Below are 25902 nucleotides of genomic sequence, written 5' to 3'. Positions count from 1 at the left end.
CAGGGACCGCCGCTACAGTTCTTCAGTTGGGCGCGCGGCGCAGTTCCTGCAGGCGCTGCACGATGGCCGCGCGGTCCAGCGCATCGTCGGTGTGCTCGACGTAGGTCTCGAGGTCGCTCACGGCGTGGCGCGCATCGCCCATCTCGGCCCAGGCCAATCCACGGTCGCGGTACTCGGTCCAGGCATCGGGCAACAGAATGAGCAGGCGGTCCAGCACGGCGATCAGGCGCAGCCAGTCTTCCTGCGCGTGGTGGATTTCCTTCAGGTTGCGCAACAGCCGCGCGAGGATGTCGCGCGGCGTGGCGGCCTGCAGGTACAGGCCCACCGGCACGTCGAAATCGTCCACCAGGCCGTTGCGGCGCTTGTAAGGCTCCAGGCGTTCGGACAGGTCTTCACGGCTGAGGGACTGCCCGGTGAACGGGTCGATCACCACCTGCCCGTTGGGCAGATTGACCTTGACCATGAAGTGCCCCGGGAAGTTGACGCCGCGCGCCTTCAGCCCCATGCCCTGGGCCAGCTCCAGCCACAGCAAGGCCAGCGTGAGCGGAATGCCGCGGCGCGTGCGCAGCACCACGTTGAGGTAGCTGTTGTCCGGGTCGTAGTAGTTGTTGACGTTGCCGCCAAACCCCATGTCGCGAAAGAAGAACTGGTTGAGCGTGCGCAGGCGTTGCAGCGGTCCGGCATCGGCGGCGCAGCGTCGGCGCACGCGCGCCAGCATCTGGTCCATCTCGCCCAGCACTTGCTGCACGTCAAGGTCGGGGTACTCGTCTTGCGCGACAGAGGTTGCCGCTTCGAACAGCGGCAAGGCGTCGTCGTCTCCCACGAGGGCAGCGAAATAGCCCAAGGGGGTGGGCGCGGGGTATTCGTACGCGGTGGGCATGTTGGGCTCTTGCTACGGCTGATCGCAGGTTACGTCATTTTCGGACGAACTGCCGCAGCTTCAAACCGGCCAGCAGCAGCGTGAGGAAATACACGAGCACGCCACCCAGCACCGACACCGTGAGCAGGCCCACGCGCGCCAGCGCCCGACCCTCGAAATCCAGCCAGTCGACCGACGTGGCCGCCCACATGAGGAACACCGCGAGCAAGGCGCTGGCGGCCACCACCTGCATGCCAAACAGCGCCCACCCGGGTGACGGCATGTAGGCGCCGCGCCGCACCAGCCCGATCAGCAGGAACAGGGCATTGACCATGGCGCCGATGCCGATGGACAGCGCCAACCCGGCATGGCCGAGCCGGGGCACCAGCAGGAAATTGCAGAGCTGGGTGAGCACCAGCACGCCAATGGCGATCTTCACCGGGGTGCGGATGTCCTGCCGCGCGTAGAACCCCGGCGCCAGCACCTTGATGGCGATCAGGCCAATGAGCCCGGCGCCGTAGCCCATGAGGGCGGTCGCGGTGCGCTGCACGTCCGCCTCCGTGAAAGCGCCGTAGTGGTACAGCACGGCCACCAGCGGGTGGGCAAAGGTGAGCAGCGCGACCGCGCAAGGCACCGCGAGCAGCACCACCAGGCGCAGGCCCCAGTCGAGCAGGCCGCTGTAGCGCGCGGTGTCGTCGGCCGCCTTGGCCGCCGCGAGTTGCGGCAGCAGCACCACGCCCAGCGCGACGCCGAGCATGGCGGTGGGGAATTCCATCAAACGGTCGGCATAGGTCAGCCAGCTCACGCTGCCCGCCGCCAGGTGGGACGCGATCTGCGTGTTGATCAGCAGCGATATCTGCGCCACGCTCACGCCCAGCAGCGCGGGCAGCATGAGCGTGGTCACGCGGCGGGTGCCAGGGTGGTTCCAGGCGCTCTTGAGGGTCGACCAGCGCAGGCTGACGTGGGGCAACAGGCCCAGCCGGCGCAGCGCCGGGATCTGCGCGCCCAGCTGCAGGCTGCCGCCGAGCAGCACCCCGCCCGCCATGGCATAGATGGGTTCGATACCCAGGGAAGCGAACCAGGGCGCGCCCCAGCCCGCGGCGGCGATCATGGCGACGTTGAGCAGCACCGGGGTGGCCGCCGGCACGGCAAAGCGTTTCCAGGTGTTCAGGATGCCGGCCGACAGCGCCACGAAAGACATGAAGGCGATGTAGGGGAACATCCAGCGCGTCATGAACACGGCGGCATCGAAGCCCGGCTCGTCCAGGCCGCTGGCCATGGCCCAGACCAGAACCGGCGCGCCGAGCACGCCCAGCACACAGGTGGCGGTGAGCGCCCAGGCCAGCACGGTGGCGATCTGGTTCACCAGCACGCGGGTGGCGTCATCGCCCTCCTTTTCCCGCACGCCCGCCAACACCGGCACGAAAGCCTGGCTGAACGCGCCCTCTGCGAACAGTCGGCGCAGCAGGTTGGGAATGCGAAAGGCGACGTTGAAGGCGTCGGTGAGGGCGCTGGCGCCGAAGGTGGCCGCCATGAGCAGCTCGCGCACCAGGCCGGTGATGCGGGACGCCAGGGTCAGCAGGGAGACGAGGGAGGCGGACTTGAAGAGGGTCACGCGGCGAGTGTAACGACCGGACTGGGTGGGGTTCCCGGCCGGGGAGCCCGTGCTAAAATCGCGGGCTTTGCTGGCATCATCCCCAAACAATTGAAGGAATCACACCATGGCAACCAAGCCGAAGAAAAAGAACCCCCGTCTGGCGTCTGGCCGCAAACGCGTCCGCCAGGACGTCAAGATCAACGCAGCCAACACCTCGCTGCGCTCCAAATACCGCACCGCCGTCAAGAACGTTGAAAAAGCCGTTCTGACCGGTGACAAAGCCAAGGCGACCGAATTGTTCGCCAAGATGCAACAAGTGGTCGACATCGTCGCTGACAAGGGCATCTTCCACAAAAACAAGGCAGCTCGCGACAAGAGCCGCCTGTCCGCCAAAGTCAAGGGCCTCGCAGCAGCCGCTGCCTGAACCCCCACCGGTCTGGCCCAGCCAGACCACCAGCCCGGGCCCCCAGGGGCCTGCCGTTTGAAACGGGTGCGCTGCCAGCAAAGAAAAGCAAACAAGCCGTCGCAAGACGGCTTTTTTGTTGCCCGATCGGGTCAGAAAGGTCTTGAGGGGAGCCTCAGGTCTTCGCCGGCCGCTCCGGGATCAGGCAGGCTTCGGCCACCTGCAACCCGTTGTCGCGCGCGAAGTTCATGCAGAAATCCCAGGCCATGGGCTCGACCTCCCGCAGTTCGGCGGACACGACCACACATTTGATGTTGTTGATGGTGTTGGGCACGCACCAGGGGGAATAGCTCAGATGGCTGCCCGGCTGGGCACCGCCCGGACGAAACGAGCTCATCACCCCGGCCAGACGCTCTGCCCAATCACTGGGGCGGAACGTGCGGCCGTCCTTCGTGACGCCCTGGATAAAGACTTGTTTGGCTGTCGGTGAAACCATTCGGGGGGAGGCCTTCGGATGGAGGGCTCGGCTGGGAAAGAGCCACCGCCAGAGTGAGGATCACTCACCGGGGTGGGCGGCAGGTATTCTATCTTATATAAGACTTGAGACCAGGGATTACCCGGACTCGCGCTCGGGCAACGGCGTGCATTTCAGCGATGCCCAACTAGCAATGATGATGCCATTGGCTGCGCCTAAAATCGCGCTTCAACGGCTCAACCTTCGTTGAGCCGCTTCCTTTTTTGGCCCTTCTTTTCGGAGTCTCCCGCATGAACGCCGCCCTCAAGCCCGTCGCCTCGCCCCACGTGATGAACACCTACGGCCGTCTGCCGATCGCGTTGTCGCATGGCCGAGGCGTCCGGGTCTGGGACACCGCCGGCAAGGAATACATCGACGCCCTGGGCGGCATCGCGGTGAACACGCTGGGCCATGGCCACCCCAAACTGGTGCCCGCCCTGCAAGACCAGGTGGCCAAGCTGATCCACTCCAGCAACTATTACCACGTGCCCAACCAGGAAGTGCTGGCGCAGATGCTGGTGGAGCGCTCGGGCCTCACCAATGTGTTTTTCTGCAGCAGCGGCCTGGAAGCCAACGAAGCCGCGCTGAAGCTGGCGCGCAAGTACGGCCACGACAAGGGCATCGAGCGTCCGGAAATCGTGGTGTACGAGAAGGCCTTCCACGGCCGTTCCATCGCCACCCTCTCGGCCACCGGCAACCCCAAGGTGCAGGCCGGTTTCGGCCCGCTGGTTGAAGGCTTCATCCGCGTGCCGCTCAACGACATCGACGCGCTGAAGAAAGCCACCCAAGGCAACCCCAACGTGGTCGCCGTGTTCTTCGAAACCATCCAGGGCGAAGGCGGCATCAACCCGATGCGCGCGCAGTACCTGAAGGACGTGCGCGCCCTGTGCGACGCCAACGACTGGCTGATGATGATCGACGAGGTGCAGTGCGGCATGGGCCGCACCGGCAAGTGGTTCGCGCACCAGTGGGCCGGCATCGTGCCCGACGTGATGCCGCTGGCCAAGGGCCTGGGCTCGGGTGTTCCGATCGGCGCGGTGGTGGCCGGCCCGAAGGCTGCGAACATCTTCGCGCCCGGCAACCACGGCACCACCTTCGGCGGCAACCCCCTGGCCATGCGCGCCGGGGTGGAAACCATCCGCATCATGGAAGAAGAAGGCCTGCTGGAGAACGCCGCGCGCGTCGGTGCGCACCTGCACGACGCGCTCGCAAAGGGCCTGGCCGGCAAAGCCGGCGTGAAGGAAATCCGCGGCCAGGGTTTGATGATCGGCATCGAACTCGACAAGCCCTGCGGCGTGCTCACCCAGCGCGCGTGCGACGCCGGCCTGCTGCTCTCGGTGACGGCCGACAGCGTGATCCGCCTGGTGCCGCCGCTCATCCTGACCACGGCCGAGGCCGACGAGGTGGCGAACATCCTGCTGCCGCTGATCCACGCCTTCCTGGCCGAATGACGGGCGCCGCCATGACGATCTCGCACTACCTGCAGTTCAAGGACCTGAGCGCCGACAGCTACGCCTACCTGTTCGAGCGCGCGGCGTTCATCAAGCGCAAGTTCAAGGCGGTCGAGAAGTACCAGCCCTTCGCCGACCCCGACCGCACCTTGGCCATGATTTTCGAGAAGGCCAGCACACGCACCCGCGTGAGCTTCGAGGCTGGCATGTACCAGATGGGCGGCTCGGTGGTGCACCTGACCACCGGCGACAGCCAGCTCGGCCGCGCCGAACCCATCGAAGACAGCGCGCGCGTGATCAGCCGCATGGTCGACATCGTGATGATCCGCACCTTCGAGCAGAGCAAGATCGAAGCCTTCGCCTCGCACTCGCGCGTGCCGGTCATCAACGGCCTGACGAACGAGTTCCACCCCTGCCAGATCCTGGCCGACATCTTCACCTTCATCGAGCAGCGTGGTTCGATCCAGGGCAAGGTGGTGGCCTGGGTGGGCGACGGCAACAACATGGCCAACACCTGGCTGCAAGCGGCCGAATTGCTCGGCTTCACCGTGCACGTGAGCACGCCCAGCGGCTACGAGGTGGACCCGGTGCTCGCCGGCATCACGAACCCCGGCTGCTACAAGGTCTTCAAGGACCCGCGCGAAGCCTGCGCCGGCGCGCACCTGGTCACCACCGACGTGTGGACCAGCATGGGCTACGAGGCGGAGAACGAAGTGCGCCGCGCCGCGTTCAAGCGCTGGTGCGTCGACGAAGACATGATGCGCACGGCCCAGCCGGACGCGCTGTTCATGCACTGCCTGCCCGCGCACCGTGGCGAAGAAGTGAGCGCCGAAGTCATCGACGGCCCTCAGTCGGTGGTGTGGGACGAGGCCGAGAACCGCATGCACGTGCAGAAGGCCTTGATGGAATACCTCCTGCTCGGCCGCCTGGCCTGATGCAAGCCCTGCTCGACGCGATCGCGCGGATCGAACCCTCCCCTGACGCGCGCCGCGTCTTTCACGGGCGCGGTGGTCTGCACCCCGGCTGCGAGCAATGGGCGCTCGATGCCTTTCCACCGGTCTGGGTGCTCACCAGCTTCAAGCCCGTGTCCGACGACACGCTGGCCACCTTGCACGCCGCCCTGTCCGCGCGCTGGGCACAGGTCGCACCGGACGAGCCGCTGAACTGGGTGTTCCAGTGCCGGCACGAAAGCCAGGCCGAAACGCGCCTGATGACCGGAGCGGTGCCCGAACCCCATGTGGTGAGCGAGCGCGGCGCGCGCTACCTCGTGCACGTGCTCAAGGGCCAGAACCACGGCCTGTTCCTGGACATGGCCGAAGGCCGCCAGTGGGTGCGCGACCACGCCGCCGGCCACAAGGTGCTCAACCTGTTCGCCTACACCTGCGCGTTCTCCGTGGTGGCGCTGCAAGGCGGCGCGAAGCAGGTGGTGAATGTGGACATGAGCGCTGGCGCGATGGCGATCGGCCAGCAGAACCACCCCCTCAATGGGCTGTCTGCCGGCGCGGGCTTTCTGGCGCACGACATCTTCAAGACCTGGGGCAAGATCACCCGCAGCGGCCCGTACGGCATCGTCATCGTCGACCCACCGAGCTTCCAGAAAGGCAGCTTCGTCGCGACCAAGGACTACCTGCGCCTCATGCGCCGCTTGCCCGACCTGCTGCGGCCCGACGGCCGCGTGCTGCTGTGCCTGAACGCGCCCGAACTGAGCACGGCCTTCCTGCAGGAACAGATGCAGGAAGCCGCGCCCGAACTGATCTTCGAACAGCGCCTGCCCAACCCCGCCGCGTTTGCGGATATCGCGCCCGAGCGCGCGCTGAAGGTGCTGCTGTACCGCGCACCCGCGCTCGCCGAGCGCCCCGCCACATGAGCGCCTGCACCAGCTGCGGCGCGTGCTGCGCCTGCTTCCGCGTCGACTTTTCCGTGTACGAAGGCGAAGACCAGGGCGGCTCGGTGCCGGCTGGGCTGTCTGTGGAGGTCAACGACAGCCTCCTGCGCATGCGCGGCACCGACCACTCGCCGCCGCGCTGCGCGGCCTTGTCCGGCAAGGTCGGCGTGAGGGCCATCTGCGGCATCTACGAATGGCGACCGTCTCCTTGCCGCGAATTCGAGGAAGGCAGCGACGCCTGCCACCGCGCGCGCCAGCGCCACGGCCTGCCGGCGCTGCAAGGCGGCGGCTGACGCTTCGTTTGATTCAGGCCTGAATCATTTTTCGGGCCTGTTGGGATTAACCGACACCACGGTTTTTTTCAGAGTGCTACCTTCACAGCACCATGAAAAAGATCTGGGACATCTCCCCTCCGGTCCACGCCGGCGCACCGGTTTTTCCGGGTGACACGCTGTATTCACAGCAATGGTCCGCCACCATCGGGCCGGGTTGCCCGGTGAACGTCAGCGCGATCACGCTCTCGCCCCACGTCGGCGCGCACGCCGACGCGCCGCTGCACTACGACGCCGAGGGTGCCGCCATCGGCGCGGTCTCGCTCGACGCCTTTCTCGGCCCCTGCCGCGTGATCCACGCCATGGGCCGCGGCCCGCTCGTGCGGCCTGAGCACATCGCGCACGCGCTCCACGCGCTTCCACCGCGCGTGCTGGTGCGCGTGTACGAACGCCAACCTCAGGACGCGTTCGACAACGCCCTGCCCGCCTTCGCGCCCGAGACCATCGAACAACTCGCCGACCTCGGCGTGCTGCTGATCGGCATCGACAGCGCGAGCATCGACCCGGCCGAGAGCAAGACGCTGGAGAGCCACCAGACCATCCGCCGGCGCGGCCTGCGCGTGCTGGAAAACCTGCTGCTCGACGACGTCCCCGAAGGCGACTACGAACTCATCGCCCTGCCCTTGAAACTCACCACCGCCGACGCAAGCCCCGTGCGCGCGGTGTTGCGCGAACTCTGATACCGAAGCCCCATGACCACCACCCCCCAACACTGCCAGGCGCAAGACGCGCAAGACCCGCTGCGCCCGCTGCGCGATCTCTTCCTGATCCCCCCGGGCACCCTCTACCTCGACGGAAACTCCCTCGGCGTGATGCCCCGCAGCGCCCCCGCGCGCGTGGCCGACGTGGTGACGCGCGAATGGGGCGCCGACCTCATCCAGAGCTGGAACAAGAACGGCTGGTTCCACATGCCCGGCAAAGTCGGCGACAAGATCGCGCGTTTGATCGGCGCGGCACCCGGCACCGTGGTGGCCACCGACAGCACCTCGGTCAACCTCTTCAAGGTCCTGTCCGCCGCGCTCAACCTCGCCACCGCCGACAAACCCAGGCGCAAGCGCGTCGTGAGCGAGCGCAGCAACTTCCCCACCGACCTCTACATCGCCGAAGCCCTCTGCAAGGAACGCGGCTTCGAACTCGTGCTGGTCGAGCCTGAAGAGATCGCCGCCGCGCTCACGCCGGACGTCGCCGTGCTCATGCTCACCCATGTGAACTACCGCACCGGCGCCATGCACGACATGTCCGCCGTCACCGCCGCCGCGCACGCCGCTGGCGCACTCATGCTGTGGGACCTCGCGCACAGCGCGGGTGCGGTGCCGGTGGACCTCACCGGTGCGAACGCCGACTACGCCGTGGGCTGCGGCTACAAGTACCTCAACGGCGGCCCCGGCGCCCCTGCCTTCGTATGGGTGAACCCGCGCCACGCCGACCGCTTCTGGCAACCGCTCGCGGGCTGGTGGGGCCATGCCACGCCGTTCGACTTCACACCCGACTACCAACCCGCCGCCGGCATCACGCGCTACCAGTGTGGCACCCAACCCATGATCAGCCTCGCCGCGCTCGAGTGCGGTGTGGACACCGTGCTCGCCGCCGAAGAACACGGCGGCATGGCGGCGCTGCGCCGCAAATCGCTCGCCCTCACCGACCTCTTCATCGAACTCGTGAACGCGCGCTGCCCGGGCCACGGTCTCGGCCTGGCCACGCCGCTGGACCACGCGCAACGCGGCTCGCAGGTCTGCCTCACGAAAGACGAAGGCGCCTACGCCATCGTGCAGGCGCTCATCGCCCGCGGCGTGGTCGGCGACTTCCGCGCCGGCGATGGCCAGCGCCACAAGGACATCCTGCGCTTCGGCTTCACACCGCTCTACATCGGCTTCGAAGACGTGTGGAACGCGGTGGAGCACCTGCGCCAGGTGCTCGAAAGCGGCGAATGGCAACGCCCCGAGTTCAACAACCGACACGCGGTGACCTGACCATGTGCCCACACCACACACCCGAATCCGGCCACAAGCCCGAAGACATCGTGCGCGAAGAAGGCGCACAGCTCGACTTCAGCCGCGACATGAGCTACGGCGACTACCTGCAGCTCGACGCCATCCTCAACGCGCAGAAACCGCTCTCGCCCGCGCACGACGAGATGCTCTTCATCGTGCAACACCAGACCAGCGAACTCTGGATGAAGCTCATGCTGCACGAGCTGCGCGCGGCCATCGCAAACGTCGCGAGCGACGAACTGCAACCCGCGTTCAAGATGCTCGCGCGCGTGAGCAAGATCATGGAGCAGCTGGTGCACGCCTGGGACGTGCTGGCCACCATGACGCCGCCCGAATACAGCGCCCTACGCCCTTACCTCGCGCAGTCCAGCGGCTTCCAGAGCCACCAGTACCGCTGCATCGAGTTCGCGATGGGCAACAAGAACGCGGCCATGCTCAAGCCGCATGTGCACCGGCCCGATCTGCTCGCGGTCGTGCAAGCCGCGTACGAAGCACCGTCTCTCTACGACGAAGCCTTGCGCCTGCTCGCGCGGCGCGGCCTGGCGGTCCCCGAAAGCCACACGCAACGCGACTGGACGCAACCGTACGAGGCCAACGACGCGGTCGAACAAGCATGGCTGGTGGTGTACCGCAACCCCAAGACACATTGGGACCTGTACCAACTCGGCGAAGAACTCACCGACCTCGAAGACGCGTTCCGTCTATGGCGCTTCCGGCATGTGACGACGGTAGAGCGCGTGATCGGATTCAAGCGCGGGACTGGGGGAACGGGTGGGGTGAGCTATCTGCGAAAGATGCTGGATGTGGTGTTGTTTCCGGAGATCTGGCGGTTGCGGACGGATTTGTGAGTTACCTAACCGCCAGAAGTTGCCCCCCGGGTTGCTTGACCGAACGACTGATTCAGACTGACTGCAGTCGGTCAGATTTTTAGGACGCAATCACAGCCGCCGCTGGGACCTGCCATTCCTCGTCGGACAGGCGAACGCACGATGGACGCCCAGAAGCTGCCACTCAAAAGCGATGAGACATTCCGTGCCAGTCGAGTAACTGCTGCAGGCCAAGGCGACCGGCTCTTTGCGACTCCTTGGGGCCTTTCGCGCGAAAGGATTGAGCGACTGATAATTAGGCGAAAGCAAGCGCTTGTACTTACTCACGCCTACTGGGCAATGCCAAACCGCGCCATTCGGTCGAAACTCGCAGGGCAACATCTTTATAGTGCACTTGGAAGGTTTGGTCCAAGCTCAAGGGTTCTAAGGGAGAAACACAATGAAAAAGCTGAATTTGGCGCTCGAGCATTGCTATGGAATTCGAAAATTCGATGCCGTGCTTGACTACACCAATTCGTCGACCGTCGCCATATATGCGCCCAATGGGGCTATGAAGAGTTCACTGGCGAACACCTTTCAAGATATCGCCGACGGCGCTCTCTCGAAGGACCGAATTTTTCCGGCTCGGATTAATCTCCGCGAGGTGAAGGACGAAACAGGTGCCGAGGTTAGCGCTGCGAGCGTGTTGGTCCTCCGAACATACGAAGAAGTCGCAGCCAAGGCAGGAGGGACGGCCACACTGCTTGTGAATCAAGTACTTCGGCAGGAATATGAAGAGCTGCATGCCGAAATTGGCGTGGCCAGGGCCGCATTCCTCAAGGCCGTCAAGGCCCAGGCTAAGACAAAGCGGGAGGTCGACCGCGAGATCTCCACCACGTTCACGCAGTCGGGCGATCAGTTCGATCTGGCGTTGAGGCGAATTCAGGGCGAACTCGCTTTGCAAGGAGATGCGCCGTTTGCCCATATTCCATACGATGTGGTGATGGACGATAAAGTCCAGGCCTTTCTCTCCACCGGCGGCTTCCACGCCGCAATCGACGACTACGTTAAGAAATACAACGAACTGCTGGCAGCTTCAAAGTACTTCAAGAAGGGAACCTTCAACTATTACAACGGCACAAGTGTTGCGAGGCAACTGAAGGAGAACGGTTTTTTTGAAGCCAAACACACGGTCAGCCTGAATGCTGATGAGCGTGTCGAGATCACGTCCGATGCACAACTGGAAGAATTGATTAAGCAGGAGAAGGAAAAAATCTCTGGAGATGCTGAGCTTCGCAAGAAATTCGAAGCGCTCGAGAAGCAGATTCAAAAGAATGTCACATTGCGTGACTTTGAAGATTACTTGCAGAACCATGAGGAACTTCTGCCAGAACTTGCCGATCTGGCTGCATTCAAGGAGAAACTTTGGAAGTCCTATATTCAAGCGAACTATGACTCATATGTCACATTGCTCGAGAAGATGCAAAGTGCAGAAGTACGCAGCAAACAAATTGAGGAGCAGGCTGCTCTTGAAGAGACTCTGTGGCAGAAAGTCATCAACATCTTTAATGATCGCTTCTTGGTGCCTTTTCGGCTCGATGTAGTCAACAAGATCAAGGTCCAGCTTGGTCAGGAGACCGTACTACGTCTTGGTTTTGTTTTCAAGGACCATGCTGAAGAAGCCCCAGTTGATCGGGGCGCACTATTGCAAGTTTTGAGCACTGGAGAGAAAAAGGCGTTTTACTTGTTGAATATGCTCTTTGACATCGAAGCAAGGCGACTGAGCGGAAATGAGACCCTAGTCATTGTTGACGACATTGCGGACTCATTCGACTACAAGAATAAATATGCCATCGTGCAGTATCTCTCAGACCTTGCAGAAGACCCACTTTTCAAGCTTCTGATCTTGACGCACAACTTCGACTTCTATAGAACTATTGAGAGCCGCAATCTAGTGCTGAGGAAGAACTGCTTCATGGTGTCGAAGACAGACCATAGCGTCAGGTTAGAAGAGGCCGTTGGCGTGAAGAACATCTTCGTTAATGTGTGGAAGCCGGGATTCTTTGCGAGCCGACAGATGAAGATTTGCTGCATTCCGTTCATGCGCAATCTGATTGAATACACGAAAGACGAAAACAATCCAGACTATTCGCGACTCACATCGCTTCTGCACTGGAAAGCCGACTCGGACCAGATCACGGTCGCCGAGTTGGATGCGATCTACGCTAGGTTGTTCTCCGTGACTGGACAATCAGGAAACGGAACCGACTTGTTGATCGATCTGATTCGTGCTGAAGCAGCTGCCTGTCTTCAGGCACCAGAAGGAATCAACTTTGAAAACAAGGTAGTGCTTGCCATTGCAACCCGGTTACAAGCGGAGAGATTTATGGCAACCAAGATCAACGATCCCACATGGCTAACATCCATCTCGGGCAATCAGACGCCGAAGATTTTGAAGCGCTATTGCACAGACTATCCTGCTGAAATCGCGAACATCCAAATCTTAAGGCGCGTCACTCTCATGACGCCCGAGAACATTCATCTGAACTCTTTCATGTACGAGCCGATCCTCGACATGTCCGATCAGCATCTGCGACTCCTGTATCAGCAGGTTGTCGCGCTTCAGTGAGAATAGCGAAACAAGCTTTCCACTAGAAGTGGACTTCAACATCCACTTGATCAACGCACGTTTGCTTGGTGGAATGGTTGTTACCAGAATGCCAAACGCCAGGACGAGTCGAGACGTCGGTCAAGGCATCAACAGGAATGCACCGCCAGTTGCTCGGGGAACCCGGGACGATTTGCCCGCTACTGCTAGTGCCTCCGAATTGGTAGAACAACGCCTGCTCTCGCCCATTCTTCAATCCGATGACATGCGGGCACATTTCTCGAATATGCCCTTGATACGTAGCGACCACTTGGTGCTTATTAATGATGGCATTTCTGATCGCTATGTAATTTGTCGTGCTCATGACGCTACCTCCATGTTTATGACTAAGATGGACTACAAGTCCATTCGGCAAATCGGTGACTGGCTGGCACTATTATCTCTTACACGATGTACTATCTGGCTTCGGAAGGCTTCTGATTCTTGAGTTCAGCGAATTTCGCCGCCATCGTCGGGTTGCCCCGAGTCAGTTTTTTGATCGTCACGTCCTGCGCCTTATCGTTCGCAAGGCGGAGATTTCGGTCAGTGCCAAGTAGTGCTTCCTTAGTTTTTTGCAGGTGGTCGATTGACTTGTCGATCTCTGCGATCGCCTTTTGGAAATGCCCTGAAGCGAGGTCGTAATTTCTCCCGAATGCAGTCTTGAAGGTTTCAAGCTCTGTTTCGAACTTCGTGATGTCGATGTTCTGCGCCCTAACGAGCGCAAGTTCCGACTTGTACTTGAGTGAGTTCATCGCCGCATTCCGCAGCAAAGTGATGATCGGAATGAAAAACTGTGGCCGGACGACATACATCTTCGGGAAGCGGTGGAACATGTCAACGATCCCAGTGTTGTAGAGCTCACTTTCGGGCTCCAGCAGGGAGACCAGCACCGCGTACTCGCAACCCTTCTCGATGCGATCTTTGTCGAGTTCCTTCAAGAAGTCCTCGTTCCTGTTCTTCGTCGCGGTTCGATCGTTCTCGTTCTTCATCTCAAACATGATGGAGACGATTTCGGTTTCGACGTCATCCGCGTCGCGGAAGATGTAGTCACCCTTACTGCCTGTCCGAGAGTCGTTGTCTTTTTCGAAGTAGGCTCGCGGAAATGCCGTTGCCCTGATGCGGTTGAACTCGGTCTCGCAGTGCTGCTCGAGGGTTTCGCCCACCATCTTGGTAGACAGTCGTGCCTTCATGTCGCGCAGGCGCTCAATTGCGTCATCACGATCTTTGATCTGCGTTTCGTATTTGTCTTTGAGCGACTTTTCGGCAAGCTGCTTTTCAAGCTCTGCGCGTGAGAGGCTACTCCTTAGTTCGTCGCGCTCCTTCTCGACCGTACCAACGGCCTCGGTGATCGCAAGCTTCTGCGCAACCGCAATGGCATCTAGCCTCGCCCTTAACTCTTGAATCTCGGCGTCCTTCGTGGCCGCCGCTTTCTGCAATCCGTTTACAAGTTTGGCCTCGGCCAGATCGGATGCGGCTTGCTTGTCGCGCCTGGCCTGCTCGAGTTGGTTGGCGAGCGCGTCGCGCTCTTTCTCCACCGTGCTCAGTGCTTCAGTCACGGCGAGCTTCCGAGCGATCTCTCCAGCATCGAGTCTGGCCTTCAGTTCCTGAATCTCCGAATCCTTGACGGTGGCGGCCTTTTGCAATTCGCTGGCGATTTTGGTAGTGGCAAGCTCAACGGCGTTCCGCTTTTCCTGCTCGGCCAGTTCAAGCCGGTCGTGCAGTTGCTGCTCGAACTCGCTGTCGCGAACCTGCTTCAGGATGTCCGCATATCCGGCTTCATCAATCTTGAACGCTTTCCCACAGTGTGGGCAGATGATTTCGTGCATACCTACTTGTCCCCGCCTTGGTCAGAATCTGCTTGTGCATCTCGGGATCAGCCCCTTTCGCTGCAAGCGTTGCAATCCGGTATTCGACCGGCTGAAACCAATATAAACCAGACCTTCGGGGCAGCTGACTGGATGTCTCGTCATGGCCGGCAGTGTGAGTACGAGACGGTGCCGGGAAGCTGACCTTCGGAGCGATAGAACTGTCGACCAGAGTCAGCTTGTGACGACTCGCAGGGAGATCCGGTCACGGCCGAGGGTGTGCGAAAACTCATCGCGTTTGACGCCAGTCCGAAAGTCAACCTCTCAGTTTGGCCCAGGCTGCATTTTTGCGAGTGTGCCAATGGGGGGATCGCTGAAAACGGAACTCAGAGGAGTTTCGACACAGCCTCGGCCAGAAGCACATATGCATGTAGCAACCGGTGCCGAGAGGCAGAATGCCCGAGAAATGACACATTTGGCGAACATGCACCTTGAATACTTAACTCTCTCATCCTCCAGTGCTGCGGTCGAAATTTCGACAGACTCCAACGGAGGTAGCGTCATGGTCAAGATGCTCACCAGAGTCCTTGAGCCGCGGCGCGTCTATACCGACAGTGCAGTTGACGTCAAAGCCAGCGGGATCATCGTTTGGGTACACAGCCAAGGCGATGCTGACATTGACGTCCCGGAAGATTCGATTGGTGCAATTTACTGCCACAACAGATGCCGAGTCTCGGTAGCCATTGCGCCTTCTCAATTTGAGAAGCTACAGAACGCTGTGCTTTTGGGCGCCCAATTCGAAATCCAGCTCACGGTAGACGCCAAGCAAAAACCATCTGGCTCGGAAACGATCTTGTACACCGAAGCGTTTGGCAAACTGCGTGTGCTGGAGGTTACGTTTACCGCAGAGAGTTCACAACAAACACAAGCAGCTAGGGACGAGCATAAGCCTAGAACATGAGGTCCGACCGCGCGACGGCGGCTACAGGTCGGAGGTGTGAGTTCAGCCCTTCGAGTAGCTGACGTTCGATCGCGATTTGAGGGGGTACCTAGTGCCTTCCAAGCTGGATGACTGCAGCCCTCTCGATACCTGTCATTGATGCCGCCCTGCCGCTGGGTGCGCCTATGACGGCTTCGTGCCAAGCAACGAGAACGCAGCTCCCAGCCGCGATCGACGGCTGTCGCTGCAATACCGCCATCCAAAAACCGACTTTGGACGCCCGAAACGGGTCGGATGCCCAGTGTTAATAAGCACCCATGTAGTCGCGTTTACCGATCTCAATGCCGCTGTGGCGCAAGATGGCATAGGCGGTGGTCACGTGGAAGAAAAACTGCGGCAGGCCGTAGTGCAGTAGATATGCGCTGGCGATCAGCTTCTTTTCCTTAGGGGTGCCGGGGCGCAATACGATCTCGCGGCTCTCACTTGAATCAAATTGATCAGGCTTGAAGGAGCCGATATGGGCCAAAGCCTTGGTGATCAATGCTTGCAGGTCCACGAAGCTGACCTCGGTGTCGGGCCAGGACGGCACCTCGGCACCAGCCAGGCGGGAGGAAATGCCCTTGGAGAAGTCTGCGGCGATCTGTACCTGACGTATCAGCGGAAACATGTCGGGAAACAGCCGCGCCTGGAGTAGAGCATTTGGATCGATATTCTTTTGCGTGGCGTGGTCTTCGGCTTTCTTGAGCACATCCGATAAGGCGTGCAGCATCTGCTGCATGACGGGAACGGAGGCGTTGTACAGCGGGCTGGTCATGATGAATTCACTTTTAAATGGGGCTCGATCGCCGGGGCTGGCATGGCAGAGGCCATGCCGACCATGTGAGGCTAACAGCATTGGCCAACCATCGCGTGTGCCGCTTGCATGCTGCGCGAACCCACATGGCCCCAGATGTGGGTGAAGCACGAGAGGCAGCAACCGCTGCACCGCAAAGAATCCAGCCGCCTTCAACCAATGGCCAAGCCTCGCCAGCCGTGGCAGACGAAGCCTGGAGATATCAGAGCCGCCCGTCCTCGCAGCGGAAGCTCTTCGGGTCGTTCACATCACCAGAACCCACATAACGCGCAATCTGGGGATAAGCGCAGATACCACGCGTGCGCCCAGGAAAGCTCTTCCCCGTAGCCGTCAGCGTCGTCGGCGCCACGCCCTTCTCCACCCAATCGTAGAGCGGTGTCACCGGATCGAACACGTCGAGCGCAGAGCCGCCGGAGCAATGCTCCATCCCCGGCACGTTGTAGAGCCGCGCGAACTGCTGCGTGGCCGCGAGCCCGCCACTGGCATCCACAAGATTTTTGTACCAATGGTTGACGCCCGCGGGGTTGACCAGCGAATCGCCCAGCCCGACGAAGACGATCGTCTTGGCGCCGCGTTGCTTGAAGGCGCTGTAGTCGGTGCTGGTGGCGGCGGTGATCTTCGCGGACTCGGCGAGCAACTGCACGTCGGTGTCGACGTTGAAGCGGAAGTAGTCGAAGTCCGGTTTCGGTGGCGTCATGAACACGTACTTGATCGACTGGTTGGTGGCGCGTGCGGCGTTGGGCTCGCCCGTCGTTGAAGTGCCCAGCCAGTTGCCGCGCCAGGTGGCGCCGCTGATGCTGGTGTCCCACGGGATGCCGGGGTACAGCTGCTCGCCTTTGCTGTTCCGAGGACCCGCCATGGCCTTCGTGAGGGCCGTCACCTGGGCCGAGCTGAGGCAGGTGTCGGTCTTGGCGCCGGTGCACTGCAACACGGCTGGATTGAAGCGGCAGGCTTGATAGTTTTCGATCAGGCCATCGGCCGCGCCATCCAGCGCATCGCAGGCCTGCAGCAGGCCCTTCACGATGAGCGCGCGGTCGCCGTCGGAATATGCGCGACTGAGGATGGGGAGCCCACCCGCGTCGGTGGGTGCGATTGCCGCGAAGGCCTGGATACCGTAAAGGGAGCCGACCTGCGCGGCATGTTGCTCCAGGATCGGGGCACCGCTGACGACCCCGTCGAAATGCTGCGGCAAGCGCTGCGAGGCCATCATGCCCTGGCGTCCACCGCCAGAGCAGCCGACGTAGTAAGAGTGGTTGGGCTGCTTGCCGTAGAAGCGCTCGACGATGGCCTTGCCGAGCTGGGTCGTCTTGTCCACGGCGTTGTAGCCCCAGTCGATGCGCGCCTGCGGGTCCAGGCCAAAGGTGGCGTCGCGCGTGCTGGTGCCGGTGTGGCCGAAGTCGGTGCTGACCACCGCCGAGCCCTGCGCCAGCGCGGGCGTGACGCCCTCGCGCAAGGTGCCATAGGCCTCGCGCACCACACCGTCCACCCCGCCACCACCCTGGAACTGGAACCGGCCGTTCCACTGCAGCGGCAGCCGCAGTTCGACGTTGATGCCGTAGCGCACGCCGTCCACACCCGTGCGCGGGTTGATCTCGGCCTTCACCAGGCAGTGCGCGGGCATGGGCGTGTTGCCCGAACGCACCGCACCGGCAGCGACGAGGCTGGCACTCTGCAACACCGTGTTATCAAATCGCAGCCCTTGCACCGCGGCACAGTTGAGGGGCAGCGGCGCGGCGGATGCACTCGCCACGGGGTCGCCCCACGTCGCGCAGCCGGCGGCCACCAGCGCGGCTATCGGGGCCGTGGCGGCCAGGGCCAAAGTGCGTTGTTTCATCGAATGTCTCCATATTGGAATGAGGGAAGGCGGGAAGCCGCGACGGGATTGCGGTTTCTCGCAGCGGTCCGGACTATCGCGCGCCATCGCAACACGAGGAACCCGCCACACCGCAATGCAGCTATGCGCTTCCCGGTGCGGCTTGCGGCAACGGCGTCGGCACAATGGGTCGACCTGAAGACCATCCCCAAAGAGACACCATGGACGACCTGACCCAACTCATTTACCAACTCGACGGCCACGTCGCGACGCTCACGATGAACGCGCCGCCCGTCAACGCGCTCACCCGCACGCTCAACGACGAACTCACGCTCGCGCTGGACCGCATCTCCGAAATGGACCACGTGCGCGCAGTCGTGCTCACCGCGGCGGGCAAGGTGTTTTGCGCGGGCGCGGACCTGAAGGGACGCGCAGAAAACATCAAGGTCGCGGGCGACTTCTCGGCCCACTCGCGCCGCACGCGCGAATGCTTCCACGCGATCCGAGAATGCGCCAAGCCCGTGGTGGTGGCGGTGAACGGCGCGGCGCTGGGCTCGGGCCTGGCCATGGTAGCGTCGAGCGACATCATCGTGGTCTCCGAAAAAGCATCGCTCGGACTGCCCGAGGTGGACGTGGGCTTGCTCGGCGGCTGCCGCCACGCCATGCGCCTGTTCAGCCACTCCCGCCTGCGCCGCATGGCGCTCACTGGCATGCGCGTGGGCGGCGAAGAGCTGCTGCGCCTGGGCATCGCCGAGTTGTGCACCACGCCCGAAGAGCTGCTGCCCAGGGCCATGGAGATCGCGCAGACCATCGCGTCCAAGAGCCCCGTGTCCACCCGCATGGGCAAGCACACCCTCAACGTGATCGAAGACATGTCGCTGCGCGACGGCTACCGCTACGAGCAGGACATGACGGCACAGATCGGCAAGACCGACGACGCGAAGGAAGCGCAACGCGCGTTCGCCGAGAAACGCGCGCCGGTGTTCACCGGCCGCTAAATCGCCGCGCTGTCCACCCAGTCCAGCACCGCCTCTGCCACGGCACGCGGTTGCTCCACCAGCAAGGCGTGGCTGGCGTTGTCGATCACGCGCACGGTCACGAGGTCGCCCAACGCATCGCGCAATTCGCCGCGCGTTTCTGGCGGACGCCACGGGTCTTGCGCGGCCTGCAGGTCCAGGATGGGCGCATGCGCCACCGGCCACCACAGGTTCTTGTCGGGCACCGCACCGGCGGCCTTGTACGCGGCGCGCACCGCGGGGTGCCAACCGTGCAACCACGGCCCGGGGTCGTTGCCGGGAGCGAAGAAGCCTTCTCGCAAAGCAGCGAGCCGCAGCGCATCCGGTTGTGAGGTATCCGACGCCGTCGCCAGGGTGGACGGCACGTGGGCCGGAAACGTGCGCGCAGCGGCGGCTGCCACCACCACGCCACGCACCCACGCCGGGTGCGCGAGATCGGCCACACGCGCCACGAAATGCCCGAAGGCGTGGCCGAGCCAGATCGCGGGTTGTCCGCTGCTCAAGTGCTGCAGCGCAAACACCGCGTCGGCCGCCAGCGTGTACAGGCTCAAACCGTCCAGCGTTCCGTTGCTCGCGCCCATGCCACGTGGCCAGGGCCTGAGCACCCGAAAGCCGGCTGCGGCCAGCAAGCCGGCGCTGTCATCGAAGTCGCCGGGGTCGCGCTGCGACGAGGCCAGCATGACCAGCGGCGGGCCGTCGTCCGGCCCTTCCGCGGTCACTTCCAGCGTGTGCTGCTCCTGTGCGAGCAGCACGGTGCGGCGCGCGGTCCCCGTCATCAGTCCGCCGTCGCGCCCGAGCGCTTCACGATCTCGGCCCATTTCGGAATTTCATTGCGCACCAGCGTGCCCAAGGCTTCCGGGGTGCTGAACGCGGGTTCGATGCCAAGGGCCACCAGTTGCTGGCGCAGCTCGGGCACGGCCAGCGCGCGGCCCACGGCGCCGTTGAGCTTTTTCACGATGTCGGCCGGCGTGCCGGCGGGCGCGAACACGCCGAGCCAGTTGGACACTTCATAGCCCTTGAGCCCCGCCTCTTCCAGCGTCGGCAGCTCGGGCGCCACGCCCATGCGCGTGCGCGAGGTCACCGCGAGCGGCACCACCTTGCCACTCTTGATGTGCTCCTGGTACACGGTGTAGGAATCGAAGGTCATGTCCACGCGGCCCGCGAGCACGTCGGCCATCAGCGGCGCGCTGCCCTTGTATGGAATGTGCAGCATCTTCACGCCGGTGATCGATTCGAACAAGGCACCCGACAGATGGCTGGAACTGCCGCTGCCTGCCGAGCCATACGTGAGCCCGTCGGGTTTGCTCTTCGCCAGCGCGATCAGCTCGGCCACGCTGCGTGCCTTCACCGACGGCCCGACCACCAACACGCGCGGCGTGATGTGCGTCAGCGCGATGGGCGCGAAGTCTTTCACCGGGTCGTAGCGCAGCTTGGGGTACAGCGCGACGTTGATCGCGTTGGTGCCCATGGTGCCGAAGAACAGCGTGTAGCCATCGGGTGCCGAGCGCACCGCAGCCTCTGCCGCGGGCGCACCACCCGCGCCGCCTCGGTTGTCGATGATGACTTGTTGGCCCAGTTCGGTGCTGAGGCGCTCGCTCAACGTGCGCGCCATGGTGTCGGCCGCGCCACCGGCGGGGAATGGCACGATCAGCCGCACGGGCTTGTCGGGGTAAGCCGCGTGCGCATGGAGCACGGTGGCGCCCAAGGCGGCCACGGCGGCGAGTTGCGCCACGCGGGTCAGCACGGTGCGGCGGGTGGTGATGGGTGTTGGTGTCATGTTGTCTCCTGGGTATTGAAACTGAAAACGGTGGTGTGGTGTCACGCCGGCGCCTCGCGCCATGTCACGCCGCAGCCCGGACCACCGGGCAAGGTGAGCGAACCCTTGTGCACCGGCAATGGGCTGAACGGGTCGTCCCGCAGGTGCATGTGTTCGGACAACTCGCAGGCATAGGGCAAGCGCGTGACCACGCTCGCGGCCTGCAGGCTCATGGCCTGCATCAGCGCCGGGCCAAAGGCCGCGCCCATGCGGCAACCGATCTGCCCCGCTTCGCAAATCTTCACGGCCTGCAGAAAGCGCCGGATGCCCCCGAGATTGGTGATCTTGAGGTTGATCACGTCCACCGCGCGTTCGGACACCAGGCGAAACACATCGCGCACGGTCTGCGCGCTCTCATCCGCCTCGATCGCCACCGGCAGCGTGCGCGTGAGCAGTGCCAGACCCGCGATGTCGGCGGCCGGCACGGGTTGCTCGATCAAGGCGATGTCGTGGCGCTCCATCTTTGCGAACGCGCGGATCATCTGCTTGGCGTTGTACGACTGGTTCGGGTCCAGCGTGAGCGTGACCGCGTCGCCCACGGCCGCGCGCACTGCCGCCACGCGCTTCACGTCCAGCGCGGTGTCGCCCGACAGCTTGAGCTTGAGCTGGCCATAGCCTTCGGCCGCGAGTTGTTCCGCCTGGGCCGCCATGGCCTCGGGCGCCTTGATCGGCAGGATGCGCGACAGGGCCACGCTGTCGCGCAGCTTGCCACCGAGCAACACGTGCACCGGCACACCGAGGCGGCGCGCCAGCAGGTCGTGCAGCGCCATGTCGATGGCGGCTTTCACCGTGGGTTGGCAGGCCAGTGTGGCGTCGATCTCTTCCATCGTGCCCGCGAGATCCTCGACGGACCGGCCCACCAGGCGTGGCGCGAGAAATTCGAGCCCTGCCCGCGCGCCCGCGCCGTGCGTGGAGATGGCCGGAATGGCATGGCAATAGCCCAGGCCCAGGTGTCCATCGTCGTCGGTCAGGTGCAGCACCCAGCCTTCCAGTTGCGGCACCTGCGCGCGCGCAAATTTCCATTCGGGGTCGCCCAGCGCCTGCGTGCAAGGGCGGAGCGTGGCGGAGGCGATCTTCATATGCCGCGAGTCTATTGAGCGGCTTCGCGCAAGAACCGCACTGTTGCCGCAAGGCTGGTATGCAAGCTGAGTCCACGGCATCAGGGTTACCCCGTAGCGTCGCCGATTGCATGGCTGAATTGCCGCCGGCCGTGTGGTGTGACCGGCTTTGGAAACCTACAGTCGTTCTCCATCCGACACCCGAACGAACACCACCGAGACACCGCCATGTTCAAACCCGCCGCCCTCCTCCTCGTCACCCTGGCCATGGCCACTTCCGCCATCGGCCAGACCTGGCCCGAGCGCCCCATTCGACTGGTGGTGCCGTACGCCGCGGGTGGACCCACCGACGTCATGGCGCGCAAGATCGGCGCGCACATTTCGCAAAAGACCGGGCAGCCCGTGGTCATCGACAACAAGGGCGGTGGCGGCGGCACCATTGGCGTCGACCAGGTGCTCAAAGCCAAGCCCGACGGCTACACGCTCGGCCTGGTGGCACCCGGCCCGGTGGCGGGCATGTTCGCGCTCACCAAGGTCGTGTATGCGCAGTCGGACATCGGCTACATCAGCCTCGTCGCGCGCAACCCGGCCGTGATCGCGGTGAGCAGCAAGTCCGGCATCAAGACCTTGGCCGAACTCACGAAGAGCGCCAAAGACCAGCCCGGCAAACTCAACTTCAGTTCCGCCGGACCGGGCACCACGCCGCACATTGGCTCCGAGCTGTTCAAGCAGGAAGCGCAGCTGGACGTGACGCACATTCCCTACAAGGGCGCCGCGCCGGCCGTGACCGCGGTGCTCTCGGGCGAAGTGCAATTCATCTCCACCGATCTGATGGCGGTGCTGCCTTTTGCGCAACAAGGGCAACTGCGGATTCTGGCGGTGGTCGGCACCAAACGCTCCCCACAAATTCCGGACGTCCCCACCACCACCGAGCTGGGTTTGCCCAATGTGGTGATGGAAACGAACTACGGCGTGATCGGCCCCAAGGGTGTGCCCGCCGATCTGCAGAAGCGCATTCGCTCGGTGCTGGAAGAAGCTGTGAACAGCCCCGACGTGAAAGATCTGCTCAACCAGCTCGGCGCCGTGGCGGTGACCTCTTCGGCCGAGGAGTACCGTGTGCTGATGGAGTCCGAGTACGAGAAGTGGAAGCGCGTGGCGACCAAGGGCAACATCAAGCTCGACTGATTCCGCACCTGTTCATTTTTTTCTCGCCACCACACCATGCAAACATCTCGCGGACCGTTGTCCCACGTGAAGGTCCTGGACCTGAGCCGCATCCTCGCCGCGCCCTGGGCCGGGCAGATCCTGGCCGACCTGGGTGCCGAAGTCATCAAGGTCGAACGCCCCGGCATGGGCGACGACACGCGCTCCTGGGGCCCGCCCTTTCTGAAGGATGCCGACGGCAACGACACCCGGGAGGCCGGCTACTACCTCGCCGTGAACCGCGGCAAGCGCTCCATCACCATCAGCCTGGACACACCCGAAGGCCAGCGGATCGTGCGCGAACTTGCGCAGCAGGCCGACATCGTGCTGGAGAACTACAAGGCCGGCACGCTCGAGCGCTACGGGCTGGACGCCGCGAGCCTGCGCAAGATCAACCCCAAGCTCATCTACTGCTCGGTCACCGGCTTCGGCCAGACCGGCCCGCGCCGCGACCAGCCGGCCTACGACTTCCTGATACAGGCCATGGGCGGCCTCATGAGCGTGACCGGCGAGCGCGACGGCCAACCCGGCGGCGGCCCGCAGAAAGTGGGGGTGCCCATTGTGGACTTGATGACGGGCATGTACACCGCCGTCTCGGTGCTGGCCGCGCTCGCGCGGCGCAACGAGACCGGCGTGGGCGACAACATCGATATCGCCATGCTCGACGTGCAGGTGGCCACGCTCGCCAACCAGGCCATGAACTTCCTGGTGTCGGGCAAGACGCCACAACGCAACGGCAACGCGCACCCCAACATCCAGCCGCAAGACGTGTACGGTTGCAGCGACGGCGACGTGATCCTGGTGGTGGGCAACGATGGCCAGTTCAACAAGCTGTGCCAGGTGCTCGGCCGCGCCGAGTGGGCCGAAGACCCGCGCTTCTCCACCAACGCCGAGCGCGTGCGCAACATCGGCGTGTTGTCGGGCCTGCTGCGCGCCGAATTCGGCGCGCGCGGGCGCACCGAACTGATCGCCGCGCTGGACAAGGTGGGCGTGCCCTGCGGCGCCATCAACACCGTGCCGGACGTGTTCGAAGACCCGCAGGTGAAAGCGCGTGGCATGCTCAAGCATGTGGCGCACCCCAACGGCGTGATGGTGCCGCAGGTGTCGACGCCGATGCGGTTCGAGGAAACGCCGCTGGTGGATGTGGCCGCACCGCCCACCCTCGGCCAACACACCGACACCGTGCTGGCCGAGCTGGGTTACAACGCAGAAGCCATCGCGGCGCTGCGCACGGCCGGTGTGGTTTGAACAGGAATTTCTGAATGTCAATGCAACTGCACTGGTCCCCCAAGTCGCCCTATGTGCGCAAGGTGATGATCGCGGCGCACGAAGTCGGCGTCGTCGAGCAACTCGAACTTGTGCGCTCGGTCGCGGCGATGCTCAAGCCCAACCCGGCGCTGATGGAAGTGAATCCCCTGTCAAAAATTCCCGCACTGGTGCTCGACGATGGCAGCACCCTGTGGGACTCGGTGGTGATCTGCGAGTACCTGAACGCGCGTGCCGATGGGTCGCTGTTTCCCGCTGAAGGCGATGCGCGCTGGCAAGCGCTGCGCTGGCATGCACTGGGCGACGGCATGCTGGACGCGCTGATCCTGTGGCGCAACGAACGCGAGCGCGACGTGCCGTTGGCCAATCTGATCGCCGCGTTCGAGCTCAAGATCAACGCGGCGCTGGCGCTGCTGGAAGCGGAAGCGCCCGCGTTGGCGCAGACGGCGTTTGGCATCGGGCACCTCACCCTCGTCTGCGCGCTGGGCTACATCGACTACCGCTTTGCAAGCCACGATTGGCGCGCGCGGGCGCCTCGGCTGGCGGTATGGTTCGAGACGGTGCAGCAGCGCGCTTCGGTGCGCGCCACCGAGCCCGTGGACGGCTAAGCGCCCCTGCCCGGGCACGTCGCGCAGCCCCCACCGCGAGTGTCAAATCATTGTTAATGTGCTTGCGCGGGTTGCCACGCCTGCCTATCTTCGCGTTGCCTCACCTTGGGCGCCTTCGCCCCGCAAGCAACATGACACACAGCAACTTCAAAAAGTGGTCCGCCGAATTCCTCGGCACGTTCTGGCTGACGTTTGGCGGCTGCGGCAGCGCGGTGTTGGCGGCGGCCTTTCCCGAACTGGGCATCGGTTTCACCGGCGTCTCATTGGCCTTCGGCCTGACGGTGCTGACCGGCGCCTACGCGTTCGGTCCCATCTCCGGCGCGCACTTCAACCCGGCGGTGTCGGTGGGCCTGGCGCTGGGTGGGCGCTTTCGCGCGGCGGAACTGCCCGGCTACGTGATCGCACAAGTGTTCGGCGCCGTCGTGGCGGCCGGCCTGCTGTATCTCATTGCCACGGGCAAACCGGGCGTTGACGTGGGGGGCTTCGCCACCAATGGCTATGGACAACACTCGCCGGGCGGCTACGGCATGGCGGCCGCGCTGTTGCTCGAAATGGTGCTGACCGCCGTGTTCCTGCTGGTCATCCTCGGCACCACGGCCCGGCAAGCAGCCCCTGGCTTTGCGGGCATGGCCATCGGTCTGTGCCTGACCTTGATCCACCTCATCTCGATTCCGGTGACGAACACCTCCGTCAACCCGGCGCGCAGCACCGGCCCCGCGCTGTTCGGCCCGTCGATTGCGCTCGAACAACTCTGGCTGTTCTGGCTGGCGCCCATCGTGGGCGCCACGCTCGGCGCGATGATCTGGCGCGCGGTGCTCTCCGACGGCGACGACGACTGAGTCACTGGCCCGCAGGGCTGTCCAGGGTGGCGGCCCGCGCGGGTGGGTCTACCGGCCTCACCTTTCACGACAAGATCCAGCCCTACTGACGCTCAGGACACTCCAGTTCCCGGAAAATACGGACATGTTCAATTTCGACGCCCTCAAAGCCACGTTCGCTGCATAGCTGCGTCCTTTCGATGGCAATCGGAAGGCGATGA

The 25902-nt window shown here is 63.4% G+C and carries 24 protein-coding genes; 15 read left to right on the top strand and 9 right to left on the bottom strand.

The window, feature by feature from the left end:
* Positions 1-22: 22 nt before the first annotated feature.
* A complete protein-coding gene (locus FFS09_RS10050; RefSeq protein ID WP_137918728.1) occupies positions 23-880 on the bottom strand; it encodes a SirB1 family protein in 858 nt (285 codons plus the stop codon).
* 34 nt (positions 881-914) lie between these two features.
* The gene (gene murJ, locus FFS09_RS10045) at positions 915-2474 is read right to left on the bottom strand and encodes a murein biosynthesis integral membrane protein MurJ (protein ID WP_137918727.1); all 1560 of its coding nucleotides are present in this window, start codon (positions 2472-2474) and stop codon (positions 915-917) included.
* Between the two features lie 106 nt (positions 2475-2580).
* Between murJ and rpsT the strand changes: the two genes are divergently transcribed.
* On the top strand, positions 2581-2880 hold the full coding sequence (gene rpsT, locus FFS09_RS10040; protein ID WP_137918726.1) for a 30S ribosomal protein S20: 300 nt from the start codon (positions 2581-2583) through the stop codon (positions 2878-2880).
* Between the two features lie 154 nt (positions 2881-3034).
* On the opposite strand, the gene FFS09_RS10035 is transcribed toward rpsT, so the two are convergent.
* A complete protein-coding gene (locus FFS09_RS10035) occupies positions 3035-3355 on the bottom strand; it encodes a DUF3579 domain-containing protein (protein ID WP_137918725.1) in 321 nt (106 codons plus the stop codon).
* A gap of 269 nt (positions 3356-3624) precedes the next feature.
* Between FFS09_RS10035 and FFS09_RS10030 the strand changes: the two genes are divergently transcribed.
* The 8 genes from FFS09_RS10030 (at position 3625) to FFS09_RS09995 (ending at position 12467) form a co-directional block, all read left to right on the top strand.
* A complete protein-coding gene (locus FFS09_RS10030; protein WP_137918724.1) occupies positions 3625-4824 on the top strand; it encodes an aspartate aminotransferase family protein in 1200 nt (399 codons plus the stop codon).
* Positions 4821-5759 carry an ornithine carbamoyltransferase gene (gene argF / locus FFS09_RS10025; RefSeq protein WP_137918723.1) on the top strand — a complete coding sequence of 313 codons (939 nt, stop codon included), beginning with the start codon at positions 4821-4823 and terminating at the stop codon, positions 5757-5759. Before FFS09_RS10030 ends, argF begins: the two co-directional genes overlap by 4 nt.
* Positions 5759-6691 (top strand): class I SAM-dependent methyltransferase, encoded by a 933-nt coding sequence (locus FFS09_RS10020; protein WP_137918722.1) that lies wholly within the window; start codon positions 5759-5761, stop codon positions 6689-6691. The genes argF and FFS09_RS10020 overlap by 1 nt, the downstream gene beginning before the upstream one ends.
* Positions 6688-7002, top strand: coding sequence for a YkgJ family cysteine cluster protein (locus FFS09_RS10015; RefSeq protein WP_137918721.1), 315 nt, complete (start codon positions 6688-6690; stop codon positions 7000-7002). Before FFS09_RS10020 ends, FFS09_RS10015 begins: the two co-directional genes overlap by 4 nt.
* Positions 7003-7094: 92 nt before the next feature.
* Positions 7095-7721, top strand: coding sequence for an arylformamidase (gene kynB, locus FFS09_RS10010; RefSeq protein ID WP_137918720.1), 627 nt, complete (start codon positions 7095-7097; stop codon positions 7719-7721).
* A 12-nt stretch (positions 7722-7733) separates the two neighbouring features.
* Positions 7734-9011 (top strand): kynureninase, encoded by a 1278-nt coding sequence (kynU, locus tag FFS09_RS10005; RefSeq protein ID WP_137918719.1) that lies wholly within the window; start codon positions 7734-7736, stop codon positions 9009-9011.
* A 2-nt stretch (positions 9012-9013) separates the two neighbouring features.
* A complete protein-coding gene (gene kynA / locus FFS09_RS10000) occupies positions 9014-9880 on the top strand; it encodes a tryptophan 2,3-dioxygenase (RefSeq protein ID WP_137918718.1) in 867 nt (288 codons plus the stop codon).
* Between the two features lie 418 nt (positions 9881-10298).
* A complete protein-coding gene (locus FFS09_RS09995) occupies positions 10299-12467 on the top strand; it encodes an AAA family ATPase (RefSeq protein ID WP_171019956.1) in 2169 nt (722 codons plus the stop codon).
* Between the two features lie 434 nt (positions 12468-12901).
* Here the strand turns inward: FFS09_RS09995 and FFS09_RS09985 are convergent, their stop codons facing one another.
* A complete protein-coding gene (locus FFS09_RS09985; protein ID WP_137918716.1) occupies positions 12902-14311 on the bottom strand; it encodes a DUF2130 domain-containing protein in 1410 nt (469 codons plus the stop codon).
* Between the two features lie 541 nt (positions 14312-14852).
* Between FFS09_RS09985 and FFS09_RS09980 the strand changes: the two genes are divergently transcribed.
* Positions 14853-15251, top strand: coding sequence for a hypothetical protein (locus tag FFS09_RS09980; protein ID WP_137918715.1), 399 nt, complete (start codon positions 14853-14855; stop codon positions 15249-15251).
* A 283-nt stretch (positions 15252-15534) separates the two neighbouring features.
* Here the strand turns inward: FFS09_RS09980 and FFS09_RS09975 are convergent, their stop codons facing one another.
* The gene (locus tag FFS09_RS09975; protein ID WP_137918714.1) at positions 15535-16044 is read right to left on the bottom strand and encodes a DUF1993 domain-containing protein; all 510 of its coding nucleotides are present in this window, start codon (positions 16042-16044) and stop codon (positions 15535-15537) included.
* Between the two features lie 241 nt (positions 16045-16285).
* Positions 16286-17917, bottom strand: coding sequence for a tannase/feruloyl esterase family alpha/beta hydrolase (locus tag FFS09_RS09970; protein ID WP_171019955.1), 1632 nt, complete (start codon positions 17915-17917; stop codon positions 16286-16288).
* A 200-nt stretch (positions 17918-18117) separates the two neighbouring features.
* Here FFS09_RS09970 and FFS09_RS09965 point away from each other — a divergent pair, with 200 nt between their 5' ends.
* Entirely contained in the window at positions 18118-18894 is a 777-nt protein-coding gene (locus FFS09_RS09965; RefSeq protein ID WP_137918712.1) for an enoyl-CoA hydratase/isomerase family protein, read from the top strand.
* Here FFS09_RS09965 and FFS09_RS09960 read toward each other — a convergent pair.
* The 3 genes from FFS09_RS09960 to FFS09_RS09950 are packed head-to-tail and all read right to left on the bottom strand — an operon-like array spanning position 18891 to position 21807.
* Positions 18891-19730 (bottom strand): alpha/beta fold hydrolase, encoded by an 840-nt coding sequence (locus FFS09_RS09960; protein ID WP_212745083.1) that lies wholly within the window; start codon positions 19728-19730, stop codon positions 18891-18893. The genes FFS09_RS09965 and FFS09_RS09960 overlap by 4 nt on opposite strands.
* A complete protein-coding gene (locus FFS09_RS09955; RefSeq protein ID WP_137918711.1) occupies positions 19688-20689 on the bottom strand; it encodes a Bug family tripartite tricarboxylate transporter substrate binding protein in 1002 nt (333 codons plus the stop codon). Before FFS09_RS09955 ends, FFS09_RS09960 begins: the two co-directional genes overlap by 43 nt.
* 41 nt (positions 20690-20730) lie before the next feature.
* Positions 20731-21807 carry a mandelate racemase/muconate lactonizing enzyme family protein gene (locus tag FFS09_RS09950; RefSeq protein WP_171019954.1) on the bottom strand — a complete coding sequence of 359 codons (1077 nt, stop codon included), beginning with the start codon at positions 21805-21807 and terminating at the stop codon, positions 20731-20733.
* A gap of 207 nt (positions 21808-22014) precedes the next feature.
* Between FFS09_RS09950 and FFS09_RS09945 the strand changes: the two genes are divergently transcribed.
* The 4 genes from FFS09_RS09945 to aqpZ all read left to right on the top strand — a co-directional run bounded on the left by FFS09_RS09945 (position 22015) and on the right by aqpZ (position 25702).
* Positions 22015-22971, top strand: coding sequence for a Bug family tripartite tricarboxylate transporter substrate binding protein (locus FFS09_RS09945; protein ID WP_137918709.1), 957 nt, complete (start codon positions 22015-22017; stop codon positions 22969-22971).
* Positions 22972-23007: 36 nt separating this feature from the next.
* Positions 23008-24237, top strand: a complete 1230-nt coding sequence (locus tag FFS09_RS09940) for a CaiB/BaiF CoA transferase family protein (protein ID WP_137918708.1) — start codon at positions 23008-23010, stop codon at positions 24235-24237.
* 14 nt (positions 24238-24251) lie between these two features.
* Positions 24252-24863 (top strand): glutathione S-transferase family protein, encoded by a 612-nt coding sequence (locus FFS09_RS09935; RefSeq protein ID WP_252374315.1) that lies wholly within the window; start codon positions 24252-24254, stop codon positions 24861-24863.
* Positions 24864-24994: 131 nt separating this feature from the next.
* Positions 24995-25702, top strand: a complete 708-nt coding sequence (gene aqpZ / locus FFS09_RS09930) for an aquaporin Z (RefSeq protein ID WP_137918707.1) — start codon at positions 24995-24997, stop codon at positions 25700-25702.
* Positions 25703-25902: the final 200 nt, after the last annotated feature.

It is taken from the genome of Hydrogenophaga sp. 2FB, assembly GCF_005503365.1.
Classification (GTDB): Bacteria; Pseudomonadota; Gammaproteobacteria; order Burkholderiales; family Burkholderiaceae_C; genus Hydrogenophaga.
This window is presented reverse-complemented; position numbering and strand designations above follow the sequence as displayed.